Genomic DNA, 14601 nt, shown 5'->3' with positions numbered 1-14601 from the left:
CATGTCACGAGCGGTTCGTTTCGATCAGTACGGCGACGTCGACGTCCTGCGCATCGAGGACGTCGAACCACCCCGGCCCGCCGCCGACCAGGTCCTCGTCGAGGTGGTCGCGGCCGGCATCAACCCCGGCGAGATCTCCATCCGCACGGGCCTGCTGCACGACCGCTGGCCGGCCACCTTCCCGTCCGGCGAGGGCAGCGACTTCGCCGGCCGCGTGATCGAGGTGGGCGGTTCGGTCACCGAGTTCGCGGTCGGCGACGAGGTCCTCGGCTGGTCCGACTGGCGCTCCTCGCACGCCGACCACGTCGTGGTCCCGGCCGACCACCTCACCCGCAAGCCCCTGGCCCTGGACTGGATCCGGGCCGGCGGTCTCTTCGTGGCCGGCGTGACCGCCTACGCCGCGGTCCGCGCGGTGCAGCCCACGGCCGGCGAGACGGTCGTGGTCAGCGGCGCGGCCGGCGGCGTCGGCTCGCTCGCGGTCCAGCTGGCCCGCAACCTCGGTGCCGACGTGATCGGCATCGCGAGCGAGACCAACGCGACCTGGTTGCGCTCGGTCGGCGCAACCCCCGTCGCCTACGGCGACGATCTGGCGAAACGGTTGCCCGCCGGCATCGACGCCGTCATCGACACGTACGGGAACGGGTACGTCGATCTGGCCGTCGACCTCGGCGTCGACCCGTCCCGCATCAACACGATCATCGATTACCCGGCCGCCGCGAAGGCCGGCGCCAAGACCGAGGGCAGCTCGGCCGGCAGCGACGCCGAGATCCTGGCCTTCATGGCCGAGGAGATCGCCTGGGGCCGCGTCGTCCTGCCGATAGCCGCGGTCTACCCGCTCGACGCCGTCCGGGAGGCCTACACCGAACTGGCCGCCCGCCACACCCGCGGCAAGATCGTCCTGTCCACCGAACTCCCGGCGAACGCCGGCCGCCGGCCCGCCGCCTGACCACCGGCGCCACCCGGGCGGCCCGCGTCGGCCCGGCCTCCGTCGGCCCGGCCTCCGTCGGCCCGGCCTCCGTCGGCCCGGCCCCCGTCGGCCCGGGCCTCGGCGGCCGGCCCTCAGCGGCCGGTCGACTGGGCGGCGGCTTTCAGTTCGCTCGGGCCTCGAGGCGTTCGATGCGCTCGATCAGGGGGGCCAGCTCGGTGCGGAAGGCTGCCATCAGCGCCGATGCCGGTGGGGCCTGGGTGGCGCTGGCGCGCAGGTGCACGTAGCCGGCCAGGGCCGCGGCCACCGCGCGGCGGGTGGACCGGGCGTCGACTCCGCGGGTGCGCAGCAGTTCGCCGGCGGTGCCGTCGGGCTCGCCGGCCAGGGCGACGAGCAGGTGCTCGCAGCCGACGTAGTTGTGGCCGAAGCCGACCGCCTCGCCGACCGCCAGCTCCAGGGCGACCGCGGCCGGGTTGCTGAACCGCAGGGCCTCGCCGGCGACCGCCGGCTCCGGGGTGGACGGGGCGGTCAGCGACGCCGGGGCCACGTCCATCGCGGTGAGGATCTGCAGGGCCAGGTTGCTGCCCTCGGCCTGCAGACCGCCGAGCAGATCGCCGGTGGTCACGATCGTGGTGCTGGCCGCCTTGGCCCGGTCGGCGGCCAGGCTCAGGGCCATCACCAGGCGGCCGGTGAAGCTCGGCAGCCGCTCCGAGAACGACGCCGGGTCGAGGTCGCTCAGGCTCACCTCGCGGATCGCCTGCATGCGGCGGATGGCCTGCTCCAGGGCTCGCTGGCAGATCGCCGAGACGGGAACACCGGAGTCGCGGACCGCGTCGGCCAGGTCATCGGGCAGGTACACGTTGATTTTTGGCATGACACTTTTGTAACCCCTCTGGGGGCATAAAGATATAACCCCATCAACGCCGAAAGCGTCCGAGGGGTGGAACCCCAGCCGGGTGCGGCGGGTTTCGCCGGGGGCCGCCGATAGGGTGGCGGCCGTGGTTACGCGGATTCACGTGGGTGGTGACCGGGCGTATGACGTGCTGGTCGGCAATGATCTCGACGGCGAGCTGCCGGGGCTGATCGACGGCGCGGCCCGGGTCGCGGTGCTCTACTCGGCGCCGCTGCGGGAGCGGGCCGAGCGCATCGCCGCCGCGCTGCCCGGCGTGACACCGATCGAGGTGCCCGACGCCGAGCGCGGCAAGACCGTCGCCGTCGCCGCGCAGTGCTGGGACGAGCTCGGCAAGGCCGGCTTCACCCGCACCGACGTGGTGGTCGGGGTTGGCGGGGGAGCGGTCACCGACCTGGCCGGGTTCGTCGCCGCCAGCTGGTTGCGCGGCGTGCGCTGGGTGCCGGTGTCGACGTCGCTGCTGGGCATGGTCGACGCTTCGGTGGGTGGCAAGACCGGGGTCAACATCGACGCCGGCAAAAACCTGGTCGGCGCGTTCCACCCGCCCGCCGGGGTGCTCTGCGACCTCGACGCGCTGACGACTCTCCCGCCCGACGACCTCACCGCCGGCCTGGCCGAGGTGATCAAGTGCGGGTTCATCGCCGACCCGCGCATTCTCGAGCTCGTCGAGGGTGACCCGGCCGGCGCCGCTGACCCGGCCGGCAGGACGCTGCGCGAGCTGGTCGAGCGGGCCATCCAGGTCAAGGCCGACGTGGTCAGCGTCGACCTCAAGGAGTCGGGGCTGCGCGAGATCCTCAATTACGGGCACACGCTCGGGCACGCCATCGAGAAACGCGAAAAATACACCTGGAAGCACGGTCACGCCGTCTCGGTCGGGCTGATCTTCGCGGCGGCGCTGTCCCGGCTGTCCGGGCGGCTCGACGCGGCGACCGCGGCGCGCCACCGGGCGGTGCTCGACCAGGTGGGGCTGCCCACGGCGTACGGTCAGGAGGCCTGGACCGACCTGCTGAGCGCGATGCGCGTCGACAAGAAGACGCGGGCAGCCACCCTGCGGTTCGTGGTGTTGGACGGCCTGGCGAAGCCGGGGATTCTCACCGGGCCGAGCGAGGAGCTGCTGGTCGAGGCCTATGCGGAGGTGGCGCGATGATCTACGTGCTGAACGGTCCGAACATCGGCCGGCTCGGCATTCGCGAGCCGGAGATCTATGGGCACACCACCTACACCGACCTGGTCGACCTCTGCCTGACGACCGGCAAGCGGCTCGACGTCGACGTCGAGGTGCGGCAGACCGACGCCGAGTTCGAGATGATCAAGTGGCTGCACGAGGCGGCCGACGCGGGGGCGCACGTGGTGCTCAACCCGGCCGCCTGGACGCACTACAACATCGCGATCCGGGACGCCTGCGCCATGCTGCGCGGAAGCCTCATCGAGGTGCATATCTCCAACATCCACCGCCGCGAGGAGTTTCGCCACAAGTCGGTCATCTCATCCGTTGCCACCGGCGTGATCATGGGCTTGGGTGTCGACGGTTACCGACTGGCGCTGGAGCACCTGGCCCAATTGGGCGACCAGGCGTAGTCGTCGGTAAACTCGGACGGTCACCGATAAGTTTCCCCAGGATTTAGGCAGGTCATGGCTTCCACGAACGACCTTAAGAACGGCCTGGTTCTCAACCTCGACGGCGATCTCTGGTCCGTCGTGGAGTTCCAGCACGTCAAGCCCGGTAAGGGTGGGGCGTTCGTGCGCACCACGCTGAAGAACGTGCTGTCCGGCAAGGTCGTCGACAAGACCTTCAACGCCGGCACCAAGGTCGACACCGCGACGGTCGACAAGCGCACGATGCAATACCTGTACCTCGACGGCGAAGACTTCGTCTTCATGGATCTGGACACCTACGACCAGATCACCGTCCCCGCCGGCACCGTCGGCGAAAACGCGAACTACCTGCTCCCCGAGGCGGAGGCGACGGTCGCCACCCACGAGGGTGTGCCGCTCTACATCGAGCTGCCGACCAGCGTCTTCCTCGAGGTCACCTACACCGAGCCGGGCCTGCAGGGCGACCGCTCCACCGGCGGCACCAAGCCGGCGACCGTGGAGACCGGTGCCACCGTGAACGTTCCGCTGTTCATCACCACCGGCGAGAAGATCAAGGTCGACACCCGCGACGGCCGTTACCTCGGTCGTTCCTGATATGGCGGAGGCCCCCAAGACCCAGATGCCCGCCCGCCGCAAGGCACGTAAGCGGGCTCTGGACGTGCTCTACGAGGCCGACCTGCGGGACCTTCCCCCCAGCGAGGTGTTGCGCACCTACCTCGAGCGGATCGAGAAGCCCCGCCCCGACCACATGGACTACGCGGTCCTGCTGGTCGAGGGCGTGGCGAAAAACCTGGACCGCATCGACGAGCTGCTGGCCAGCTACGCCGAGGGCTGGACGCTCGACCGCATGCCGGTCGTCGACCGCAACCTGGCCCGCATCGCGGTCTACGAGCTGCTCTACGTTCCGGAGATCGACGACCCGGTCGCGATCACCGAGGCGGTCGAGTTGGCCAAGCAGATGTCGACGGACGACAGCCCGCGCTTCCTCAACGGCATCCTCGGCCGCATCGCCGAGTTCGCCTCGCGTTAAGGCGCGATCGGCCGGGATCACGCCGATCCCGGCCGCCCGGTTATGACCGCGTTGTAGTGGAGTTCCTCGACATCGACGGTCGATATGCCTTCGCGCAGGGTGATGTTGGCGCCGAAATCGAACGGGCGCCCGCGCCGGACGGTGCGCTCCACCAGCCGCCGCTTCCGGAGTCGGCTCGCCGCGAGCCCGATTTCCGTGCAGGTCCGCGGGACCGCGCGGAAGACCATCCGCGGAAGCCGCCACGATCCACCGCGTACCGCATTGCGCAGCAGCTCGTGGTCGGGGAGCTGGCGCCGGTGCTCGATCGGCTGCTCGCCGACGTGAACCGCTACCGCGGCGCCGACCATCGGATCCGGCTGCGGGTGGCGATCCACGAGGGCCTCGGCTTCGAACACCGGGCCTGGATCTTCGTGCCGGACGAGGACGTCACCCGGGACACCAGCACCGTGCGGAACTCTCCGCAGTCGGGGCCGGGAGTCTCCATCGGGACGCTGAACGCCACGTCGGTCGGCATCGGGGAACACAACACGTTTCACCATCACTGAGGGTGGAATCGGCCTCGACCCGGGCGGCGTGAATTGAGTTTTCGCGTTCACTCGATGTGCGAAAACGGGCGTTGCTGTTGGACGTGCAGGGGCGGTCCGCACGGTCGGTGACATCGATCGTGCGGCATGCTTCCACCGCCGCGCTGCGACCGGTTCCGGGCGACGCGAAAGGCCCGCGGGATTACCGCGGGCCTCGGCGATGTCAGGGCGCCTGGCGGCGCTGGGGGATGGGAAGGGGGTGGTGCTTCAGCCGTGGGGTCAGCTGGCGAAGAACGCGCGGGGGTCGGCTACCAGGACACCCTGCTCGGTCAGGCGCTCGATCAAGCCCGAGGGGGAGATGTCGTAGACGATGGCGAGCGCGCGCAGGTCGTCGGCGCGGATGGAGAGGACGCGGCCGTTGTAGTCGCCGCGCTGCTGCTGGATGGCCCGGGCGTACCGTGCGACGTAGGCGAGGTCCTCGCCCGTGGTGTCGTACAGTTTTTCCAGGTCAAGCACGATTTTGTTGGTGGCCTCGAGGCGGACACCGCTGCCGTCGGGCAGCAGTTCCGAGACGGGCACGCGGTAGAAGTCGGCCAGCTCGGCGAGGCGCGACACGGTGACCGCGCGGTCGCCGCGCTCGTACGAGCCCACCACTACGGCCTTCCAGCGGCCGTTCGACTTCTCTTCGACACCCTGCAGGCTCAGGCCCTGCTGCTGCCGGATGGAGCGCAGGCGGGCGCCCAACGACTTGGCGTACTCAGACGGCATTCGGAACACTCCCAGTACTGTGCTGGCCCGGAGGGTTCTTCCTCCGCGATCGCTACGCAGCGTGACGGTACGCAGTGTGCGACCGCCGGTCAAGTGTTGGTTACCGATGAGTCGCGCGGCCCTCGGGGGATCTGCCGGATTCGTCCGGGTGGCACCGGGGGTCGGGCACGTCACCATGGTCAACGCCGCGTCCACTGGTAACGTAGCGTCAGCCATCGGGAAGCCTTCTTTCGGGGTTCCCGTCGACGTCCTTTAACGACCCGTCCCGTGAGGCGGGGAAGGAGGTCCGCCGTGGCATCGCCGCGTGCCGACACCACCAGCAAGATCATTTTGGGTGAGTCCGACCTGCATCGGGTCGTCGACCGCATCGCCCATCAGATTCTCGAGAAGACGTCCGGCGCCACCGGCACCGTGCTGCTCGGGATCCCGACCCGCGGAGTGCCGCTCGCCCAGCGCCTGGCGGCGCGCATCCACGCCTTCGAGGACATCGACGTTCCGGTCGGGTCGCTCGACATCACCCTCTACCGCGACGACCTCCGGCTGCACGCCACGCGGGCGCTCGGCAAGACCGAGCTGCCCGGCGGCGGCATCGACGGACGGCGGGTCATTCTGGTCGATGACGTGCTGTTTTCCGGCCGTACGGTGCGGGCCGCGCTCGACGCGCTCAACGACGTCGGCCGCCCCTCGTCGGTGCAGCTCGCCGTTCTGGTCGACCGCGGTCACCGGCAGTTGCCGATCCGGGCCGACTACGTCGGCAAGAACATTCCGACCGCGGTCTCCGAGAGCGTGCGGGTGTCGCTGCTCGAGATCGACGGGCTGGACGAGGTCAAGCTGACCGGGAGCGACAAATGATCAAGCATCTTCGGTCGGCCGCCGATCTGGACCTGGCCACCGCCACCCTGATCCTGGACACCGCGGGGGAGATGGCCGCGCTGGCCGGCCGTGAGGTCAAGAAGCTGCCGACCCTCCGGGGCCGCACGGTGGTCAACCTTTTCTACGAGGACTCCACCCGTACCCGGATCTCGTTCGAAGCCGCCGCCAAGCGTCTCTCCGCGGATGTCATCAATTTTTCGGCCAAAGGCTCCAGCGTCTCGAAGGGTGAGAGCCTGAAGGACACCGCTCTCACATTGCAGGCAATGGGCGCCGACGCGGTCGTCATCCGGCACTCGGCCTCGGGGGCGCCGCACCGGCTCGCCTCGTGGGTCGACGGCTCGGTGATCAACGCGGGTGACGGCACGCACGAGCACCCGACCCAGGCGCTGCTGGACGCCTTTACGATGCGCTCGCGGCTCGGCCGGCTCGCCGGCCTCCGGGTGGCGATCGTCGGCGATGTCCTGCACAGCCGGGTCGCCCGCTCCAATGTGCTGCTGCTGACCACGCTGGGCGCGCACGTCACCCTGGTCGGGCCGCCGACGCTGGTGCCGCGGGACATCGCGGCGGCGCTCTCGCCGGCCACAAAAGTGTCGTACGACCTCGATAGCGTTCTGCCCGACATGGACGTCGTGATGATGCTGCGAGTGCAGACCGAGCGCATGCAGGACTCGTACTTCCCCTCCGCCCGGGAGTACAGCCGGCGCTACGGTCTCGACCTCGCGCGCATGCGCAAGCTGCCCGAGCACGCGATCGTCATGCACCCGGGGCCGATGAACCGCGGGATGGAGATCACGCCCGAGGTGGCCGACTCGTCCCGCTCCACGATCGTCGAACAGGTCGCCAACGGGGTTTCCGCCCGGATGGCGGTTCTCTATCTGCTGCTTGGGGGCAAAGCGTGACCGGGTTTTTGATCCAGGGCGTCTCCGTTCTCGGAGCCTCTGCGTCCGATTTGGTAATTCGTGACGGGTTTGTCGTCGCGGCTGCGGATGGCACCGAGGATGTCGTCGACGGCTCCGGCCTCGTTGCCCTGCCCGGGCTCGTCGACCTGCACACCCACCTGCGCGAGCCCGGCCGGGAAGACGCCGAGACCGTCGAGACCGGCTCCCGGGCCGCCGCGCTGGGCGGCTACACGGCGGTCTTCGCGATGGCCAACACCTCGCCGGTCGCCGACACCGCCGGCGTGGTCGAGCAGGTCTGGCGGCTCGGCCGGGAGGCCGGCCTGGTCGACGTGCAGCCGATCGGGGCGGTCACCGTCGGGCTGGCCGGCAAGCAGCTCGCCGAGCTCGGCGCGATGGCCACCTCGGCGGCCGGCGTGCGCATCTTCTCCGACGACGGCTTCTGCGTCGCCGACCCGCGCCTGATGCGGCGCGCCCTGGAATATGTGAAGGCGTTCGACGGCATCATCGCGCAGCACGCCGAGGAGCCCCGGCTCACCGAGGGCGCGCAGATGCACGAGGGCGAGGTCAGCACGCGGCTCGGCCTCACCGGCTGGCCCGCGGTGGCCGAAGAGGCGATCATCGCCCGCGACGTGCTCCTGGCCGAGCACGTCGGCAGCCGCCTGCACGTCTGCCACGTCTCCACCGCCGGGTCGGTCGAGGTGCTGCGACAGGCCAAGGCCCGGGGGGTACGGGTGACCGCCGAGGTCACGCCGCACCACCTGCTGCTGACCGACGAGTTGGCCGCCTCCTACGACCCGGTCTACAAGGTCAACCCCCCATTGCGTACGGCGTCCGACGTCGCCGCGCTGCGCCAGGCCCTGGTCGACGGGGTCATCGACGTCGTCGCCACCGACCACGCGCCGCACGCCGTGGAGGACAAGGAATGCGAGTGGGCGTACGCCCGGCCCGGCATGCTCGGGCTGGAGACCGCGCTCTCGATCGTGCTGAGCGTCCTCGGTGAGCGGTGGGATCTGATCGCCGACCGGATGTCGCGCACCCCGGCCCGGATCGCGGGCCTCGACGGGCACGGCACCGACCTCGCGGTCGGCTCGCCGGCCAACCTCACGCTGGTGGACCCGTCCGCCCGGCGGGTCGTCGACCCGGCCGAGCTGGCGAGCCGCAGCCGCAATACGCCGTACTCGGGCACCACCCTGCCGGGTCGCATCGTGGCGACCTTCCTCCGGGGAGAGCCGACGGTCCTCGACGGGAAGGCTGTGAAGTAATGACGAAAGCGATCCTCGTACTCGAGGACGGTCGTGTTTTCCATGGTTCGGCTTATGGGGCCGTGGGGGAGACCTTCGGCGAAGCCGTGTTCACCACCGGGATGACCGGTTATCAGGAGACTTTGACCGATCCGTCGTATCACCGGCAGGTTGTTGTGCAGACGGCGCCGATGATCGGCAACACCGGCGTCAACTCCGAGGATGACGAATCGGGCAAAATCTGGGTTGCCGGATATGTCGTGCGGGATCCCGCACGGCGGCCGTCGAACTGGCGCTCGACCGGTTCTCTGGAAGATCGCCTTGCCGCCGAGGGTGTCGTCGGGATCAGCGGGATCGATACCCGAGCGCTGACTCGTCATCTCCGCTCACGCGGGGCCATGCGGGTCGGGGTGTCCAGCGTGGATCTCGACCCGGCCTCGCTGCTTTCGCGGGTTGTCGGCGCGCCGCAGATGATCGGCGCGGACCTGTCGGCCGAGGTCTCGACGCCCTCGCTCTACACCGTCGACGCGGTCGGCGAGCACCGGTACACGGTCGCGGCGCTCGACCTCGGTATCAAGCGCAACGTCGCCCGCCGGCTCGCGGCTCGCGGCGTCACCACGCACATCTTCCCGGCCTCGTCCTCGATCGAGGAACTGCTCGCGGTCAGCCCCGACGCCGTGTTCTTCTCGCCCGGGCCCGGTGACCCGGCGACCGCGGACGGGCCGGTCGCGCTGGCCCGTGAGGTGATGCGGCAGTGTACGCCTCTCTTCGGAATTTGCTTCGGCAGCCAGATCTTGGGGCGGGCGCTGGGCTTCGGCACCTACAAGCTCGGCTACGGCCACCGCGGCATCAACCAGCCGGTGCTCGACAAGACCACCGGCAAGGTCGAGGTGACCTCGCACAACCATGGCTTCGCGGTCGACGCACCGCTCAACAGCGTGATCGACACCGACTTCGGCGGGGTCGAGGTCTCGCACGTCTGCCTCAACGACAACGTGGTCGAAGGCCTGCGGGGGATCGACGTCCCCGCCTTCACCGTCCAGTACCACCCCGAGGCCGCCGCCGGGCCGCACGACGCCGACTACCTCTTCGACCGGTTCGTCGAGCTCGTGGAAAAGAAGGGCTGACCACTCATGCCTAAGCGCTCCGATTTGAAGCATGTGATGGTGATCGGCTCCGGGCCGATCGTCATCGGGCAGGCCTGCGAGTTCGACTACTCCGGCACCCAGGCGTGCCGGGTGCTGCGCGCCGAGGGCCTGCGCGTCTCGCTGGTCAACTCCAACCCGGCCACGATCATGACCGACCCGGAGTTCGCCGACGCCACCTACGTCGAGCCGATCACCCCCGAGTTCGTCGAGCTGGTCATCGCCAAGGAACGGCCGGACGCGATCCTGCCCACGCTGGGTGGGCAGACCGCGCTGAACACGGCCGTCGCCCTGCACGAGAGCGGCGTGCTGGAGAAGTACGGCGTCGAGCTGATCGGCGCCAACATCGACGCCATCCGCCGCGGCGAGGACCGCCAGCTCTTCAAGGACATCGTGGCGAAGGCCGGGGGCGACACTCCGCGCTCGCGGGTGTGTCACTCACTCGAGGAAGTTTTCTCGACCGTCGAGGATCTTGGCCTTCCGGTGGTCATCCGGCCGTCCTTCACCATGGGCGGCCTCGGCTCGGGCATGGCGCACACCCGCGAGGATCTCGAGCGGATTGCCGGGGCCGGCCTGGCCGCCTCGCCCGTGACCGAGGTGCTCATCGAGGAGAGCGTGCTCGGCTGGAAGGAGTACGAGCTCGAGCTGATGCGCGACAAGAACGACAACGTCGTGGTCGTCTGCTCGATCGAGAACATCGACCCGATGGGCGTGCACACCGGCGACTCGGTGACCGTGGCCCCGGCCATGACCCTCACCGACCGGGAGTACCAAGACCTGCGCGACCTCGGCATCGCGGTGCTGCGTGAGGTCGGCGTCGACACCGGTGGTTGCAACATCCAGTTCGCGGTCAACCCGGCCGACGGCCGTCTCGTCGTGATCGAGATGAACCCGCGGGTGTCCCGATCATCGGCCCTCGCCTCGAAGGCCACCGGCTTCCCGATCGCGAAGATCGCGGCCAAGCTGGCCATCGGCTACACCCTCGACGAGATCCCGAACGACATCACCCTCAAGACGCCGGCCGCGTTCGAGCCGGCCCTCGACTACGTGGTCGTGAAGATCCCGCGGTTCGCGTTCGAGAAGTTCCCCGGCGCCGACCCCGAGCTGACCACCACGATGAAGTCGGTCGGCGAGGCGATGTCCCTCGGGCGCAACTTCGCCGAGGCGCTGAACAAGGCGATGCGGTCGATGGAGACCTCTTTGTCGGGTTTCTGGACTGGGCCTGATAATTCGGACTCTTTGGACGATGTCCTGGCCGCTTTGCGCATTCCGCACGACGGTCGTCTCTACACGGTGGAGCATGCCCTGCGGCTCGGCGCGACCATCGACCAGGTCTTCGAGGCCAGCGGGGGGATCGACCCCTGGTTCCTGGAGGAGATCCAGGCGCTGGTGGAGCTGCGACGCGACATTTCCGACGCCGCGGTGCTCGACGAGGAACTGCTGCGCCGGGCCAAGCGGTCCGGGCTCTCCGACCGGCAGCTCGCCGCGCTGCGGCCCGAGCTGGCCGGCGAGGACGGGGTGCGCATCCTGCGGCACCGGCTCGGGGTCCGCCCGGTCTACAAGACCGTGGACACCTGCGCGGCCGAGTTCGAGGCCGACACCCCGTACCACTACTCGACGTACGACGAGGAGAACGAGGTCGCGCCGAGCGACCGGCCCAAGGTCCTCATCCTCGGCTCCGGGCCGAACCGGATCGGGCAGGGCATCGAGTTCGACTACTCCTGCGTGCACGCGGTCATGGCGCTGCGCAGCGTCAACTACGAGACCGTCATGGTCAACTGCAACCCGGAGACCGTGTCGACCGACTACGACACCGCCGACCGGCTCTACTTCGAGCCGCTCACCTTCGAGGACGTCCTCGAGGTCTTCCACTCCGAGGACTCCAGCGGCAAGGCGGCCGGTGGTCCCGGCGTCGTCGGCGTGATCGTGCAACTCGGCGGTCAGACCCCGCTCGGCCTGGCCAACCGGCTCAAGGCGGCCGGCGTACCCATCGTCGGCACCTCGCCGGAGTCGATCGACCTGGCCGAGGACCGCGGGTTGTTCGGCGCGGTGCTGGCCAAGGCCGGCCTGCGCTCGCCCGACCACGGCACCGCCACCAGCTTCGACGAGGCCAAGGCGATCGCCGACACGATCGGTTACCCGGTGCTGGTCCGCCCGTCCTACGTGCTCGGCGGCCGCGGCATGGAGATCGTCTACGACGAGCCGACTCTGGCCGGCTACATCGAGCGGGCCACCCAGATCTCGCCCGACCACCCGGTGCTGGTCGACAGCTTCCTCGACGACGCCATCGAGATCGACGTGGACGCGCTCTGCGACGACACCGGCGAGGTCTACCTGGGCGGCGTGATGGAGCACATCGAGGAGGCCGGCATCCACTCCGGCGACTCGTCCTGCTCGCTGCCGCCGGTCACCCTGGCCGGTTCGCACCTGGCCGAGGTGCGCCGCTACACCGAGGCGATCGCCCGCGGCGTCGGCGTGCGTGGCCTGCTCAACGTCCAGTACGCCCTGAAGGACGACACGCTCTACGTCCTGGAGGCCAACCCGCGCGCCTCCCGCACGGTCCCGTTCGTCTCCAAGGCGACCGCGGTCCCGCTCGCGAAGGCCGCGGCCCGCATCATGCTCGGCGCGACGATCGCCGAGCTCCGCGAGGAAGGCCTGCTGCTGCCCGAGGGCGACGGCGGCACCGTGCCGGAGAACGCGCCGATCGCCATCAAGGAAGCGGTGCTGCCGTTCAAGCGGTTCCGCCGCCCCGACGGCAAGGGCGTGGACAGCCTGCTCGGCCCCGAGATGAAGTCGACCGGCGAGGTGATGGGCATCGACGCCGGCTTCGGCCAGGCGTTCGCCAAGTCCCAGGCCGCCGCGTACGGGTCACTCCCGACCAGCGGCAAGATCTTCGTCTCGGTGGCCAACCGCGACAAGCGCACCATGATCTTCCCGATCAAGCGCCTCGCCGACCTGGGCTTCACCATCGTCACCACGGCCGGCACCGGCGAGGTCCTGCGCCGCCACGGCATCGCCTGCGAGATCGTCCCGAAGCACTTCGAGAGCCCCGGCCAGAACGCCGTGGCCCTCATCCTGGCCGGCGAGATCGCAATGATCATCAACACGCCGCAGGGTTCGGGCGCGAGTGCCCGCTCGGACGGCTACGAGATCCGCAGCGCCGCGGTGACCGCCGACATCCCGAGCATCACCACCACGCAGGGCGCCGCCGCCGCGGTGATGGGCATCGAGGCCCTGATGCGCGGCGACATGACGGTCCGCCCGCTGCAGGAGCTGCACGCCGCCCTCCGGGGCGACAAGGCATGACCGCATTCGAGCGGGCGGTTCGGCCGGTTCTCTTCCGGATCGGCGGGGGTGACGCGGAGAAGGCGCACGAGTTCACCCTCGATCGGCTGGGGCGGCTCGGTGAGCGGAGCCGGTCGCTGCTGCGCGCTCGCTACGCCACCGACGCGCCGGTCGAGGTGTTCGGGGTGCGCTTCCCGAACGCCGTCGGGCTCGCGGCCGGGGTCGACAAGAACGGGCACGCGCTGCCGGCCTGGCCAGCGCTCGGGTTCGGGTTCGTCGAGGTCGGCACGGTGACCGCGAAGGCGCAGCCGGGAAACGACAAGCCACGGCTGTTCCGGCTCCGCGACAGCGAGGCGATCATCAACCGGATGGGCTTCAACAACGCCGGGGCCGCGGCACTCGCCGCGCGCCTCGCCGCGCTGGGTCCGATCGGTGTCCCGCTCGGCATCTCGTTGGGCAAGTCCAAGGTCACCCCTCTGGAGGAGGCGGTCGAGGACTACCTGACGTCCTACCGGCTGCTGCACCCCCACGCCGACTACATCGCGGTCAACGTCTCCTCGCCGAACACCCCCGGCCTGCGCACCCTGCAGGACAAATCGGCCGTCGCCGACCTGCTGACCGCCCTGGCCGGAGACACCCCGGTGCTCGTGAAGATCGCCCCCGACCTGACCGAGCCGGCCATCGCCGAACTCCTCGAGGTGTGCCTGAGCCACGGCGCGGCCGGAGTGATCGCCACCAACACGACCCTCGCCCGCGAAGGGCTGGCACCGGCCGACCAGCCCAGGGCGGCCGAGGCGGGCGGGCTCTCCGGGCGCCCGCTCACCGAGAAAGCCCGCAAGGTCGTGCACTTCGTGCACACCGAGACCGACGGCCGGCTGCCGATCATCGGGGTCGGCGGCGTGATGAGCCCCGACGACGCTTCCCGGATGCTCGACGCGGGGGCGTCGCTGGTGCAGCTCTACAGCGGTTTCATCTACCACGGGCCCGCGCTGGTGCGGGGAGCGGCACGAGCGGCCGCGTCGCACCGGGCGCGGGCGGAGGCAGAGACCCGATGAACACCGGCCCGGCGAGCAACCAATCGCCCGCCGGGCCGGTCATCGCGTTTCACCGGGAGAGCACTCGCCTTACAAGCGAGGCCTCTCAGTCACACGCGGGAAGACGCCCGCAGCCCCGAGGCCACCCGCCGCAGACGTCGGCCGATGGTCTGCGGTCCGGGGCGGCGTTCCATGATTCGCGGTCCGGGAAGTCGGCTTCCGGCGCGGCTCGACCCGTCGCCCGCCCGGCCACACGCCGGTTCGACGGCGTCCGCCCGTCGCGCGATCTTGTGGAGCTGCTGTTCGGAGCTCGCCGGAAGTCGACAAGATCGCGGGCAATGCACGGCTGCGGCGCTGCGGGACTTCGGGGC

General features: G+C 69.9%; 15 protein-coding genes. 12 read left to right on the top strand and 3 right to left on the bottom strand.

Features of this window, described 5'->3' with window-relative positions; genetic code table 11:
- Window position 1 precedes the first annotated feature (1 nt).
- Window positions 2-946, top strand: a complete 945-nt coding sequence (locus Ato02nite_RS47515; RefSeq protein WP_213013338.1) for an NADP-dependent oxidoreductase — start codon at window positions 2-4, stop codon at window positions 944-946.
- Between the two features lie 142 nt (window positions 947-1088).
- Here Ato02nite_RS47515 and Ato02nite_RS47510 read toward each other — a convergent pair whose 3' ends face one another.
- Window positions 1089-1799, bottom strand: coding sequence for a Clp protease N-terminal domain-containing protein (locus Ato02nite_RS47510; RefSeq protein ID WP_213013337.1), 711 nt, complete (start codon window positions 1797-1799; stop codon window positions 1089-1091).
- Between the two features lie 115 nt (window positions 1800-1914).
- Here Ato02nite_RS47510 and aroB point away from each other — a divergent pair, with 115 nt between their 5' ends.
- Genes aroB through nusB form a run of 4 tightly spaced genes read left to right on the top strand, consistent with a single transcriptional unit; the run spans window position 1915 to window position 4461 of the window.
- On the top strand, window positions 1915-2982 hold the full coding sequence (aroB, locus tag Ato02nite_RS47505) for a 3-dehydroquinate synthase (RefSeq protein ID WP_213013336.1): 1068 nt from the start codon (window positions 1915-1917) through the stop codon (window positions 2980-2982).
- The gene (gene aroQ / locus Ato02nite_RS47500; RefSeq protein ID WP_213013335.1) at window positions 2979-3413 is read left to right on the top strand and encodes a type II 3-dehydroquinate dehydratase; all 435 of its coding nucleotides are present in this window, start codon (window positions 2979-2981) and stop codon (window positions 3411-3413) included. The genes aroB and aroQ overlap by 4 nt, the downstream gene beginning before the upstream one ends.
- A gap of 54 nt (window positions 3414-3467) precedes the next feature.
- Window positions 3468-4025, top strand: a complete 558-nt coding sequence (efp, locus tag Ato02nite_RS47495; protein ID WP_213013334.1) for an elongation factor P — start codon at window positions 3468-3470, stop codon at window positions 4023-4025.
- 25 nt (window positions 4026-4050) lie between these two features.
- Complete coding sequence (gene nusB, locus Ato02nite_RS47490; protein WP_213013350.1) at window positions 4051-4461, top strand: transcription antitermination factor NusB; 411 nt, start codon at window positions 4051-4053, stop codon at window positions 4459-4461.
- 17 nt (window positions 4462-4478) lie between these two features.
- Here nusB and Ato02nite_RS52770 read toward each other — a convergent pair whose 3' ends face one another.
- Window positions 4479-4613 carry a hypothetical protein gene (locus Ato02nite_RS52770; RefSeq protein WP_281419905.1) on the bottom strand — a complete coding sequence of 45 codons (135 nt, stop codon included), beginning with the start codon at window positions 4611-4613 and terminating at the stop codon, window positions 4479-4481.
- A gap of 123 nt (window positions 4614-4736) precedes the next feature.
- On the opposite strand from Ato02nite_RS52770, the gene Ato02nite_RS47485 reads away from it, so the two are divergent.
- The gene (locus Ato02nite_RS47485; RefSeq protein ID WP_213013333.1) at window positions 4737-5006 is read left to right on the top strand and encodes a hypothetical protein; all 270 of its coding nucleotides are present in this window, start codon (window positions 4737-4739) and stop codon (window positions 5004-5006) included.
- A 258-nt stretch (window positions 5007-5264) separates the two neighbouring features.
- Here the strand turns inward: Ato02nite_RS47485 and bldD are convergent, their stop codons facing one another.
- Window positions 5265-5753 (bottom strand): transcriptional regulator BldD, encoded by a 489-nt coding sequence (gene bldD, locus Ato02nite_RS47480; RefSeq protein WP_020517563.1) that lies wholly within the window; start codon window positions 5751-5753, stop codon window positions 5265-5267.
- 291 nt (window positions 5754-6044) lie between these two features.
- Between bldD and pyrR the strand changes: the two genes are divergently transcribed.
- The 6 genes from pyrR to Ato02nite_RS47450 are packed head-to-tail and all read left to right on the top strand — an operon-like array spanning window position 6045 to window position 14251.
- Window positions 6045-6605: a bifunctional pyr operon transcriptional regulator/uracil phosphoribosyltransferase PyrR gene (gene pyrR, locus Ato02nite_RS47475; protein WP_213013332.1), complete on the top strand. Its 561-nt coding sequence runs from the start codon at window positions 6045-6047 to the stop codon at window positions 6603-6605.
- Complete coding sequence (locus Ato02nite_RS47470) at window positions 6602-7525, top strand: aspartate carbamoyltransferase catalytic subunit (protein ID WP_213013331.1); 924 nt, start codon at window positions 6602-6604, stop codon at window positions 7523-7525. Before pyrR ends, Ato02nite_RS47470 begins: the two co-directional genes overlap by 4 nt.
- Window positions 7522-8787, top strand: a complete 1266-nt coding sequence (locus tag Ato02nite_RS47465) for a dihydroorotase (protein WP_213013330.1) — start codon at window positions 7522-7524, stop codon at window positions 8785-8787. Before Ato02nite_RS47470 ends, Ato02nite_RS47465 begins: the two co-directional genes overlap by 4 nt.
- A complete protein-coding gene (gene carA / locus Ato02nite_RS47460; protein WP_213013329.1) occupies window positions 8787-9893 on the top strand; it encodes a glutamine-hydrolyzing carbamoyl-phosphate synthase small subunit in 1107 nt (368 codons plus the stop codon). The genes Ato02nite_RS47465 and carA overlap by 1 nt, the downstream gene beginning before the upstream one ends.
- A gap of 6 nt (window positions 9894-9899) precedes the next feature.
- Complete coding sequence (carB, locus tag Ato02nite_RS47455; RefSeq protein WP_213013328.1) at window positions 9900-13217, top strand: carbamoyl-phosphate synthase large subunit; 3318 nt, start codon at window positions 9900-9902, stop codon at window positions 13215-13217.
- Window positions 13214-14251, top strand: coding sequence for a quinone-dependent dihydroorotate dehydrogenase (locus Ato02nite_RS47450; RefSeq protein ID WP_213013327.1), 1038 nt, complete (start codon window positions 13214-13216; stop codon window positions 14249-14251). The genes carB and Ato02nite_RS47450 overlap by 4 nt, the downstream gene beginning before the upstream one ends.
- Window positions 14252-14601: the final 350 nt, after the last annotated feature.

It is taken from the genome of Paractinoplanes toevensis, assembly GCF_018332695.1.
Taxonomy (GTDB): domain Bacteria; phylum Actinomycetota; class Actinomycetes; order Mycobacteriales; family Micromonosporaceae; genus Actinoplanes; species Actinoplanes toevensis.
This window is presented reverse-complemented; position numbering and strand designations above follow the sequence as displayed.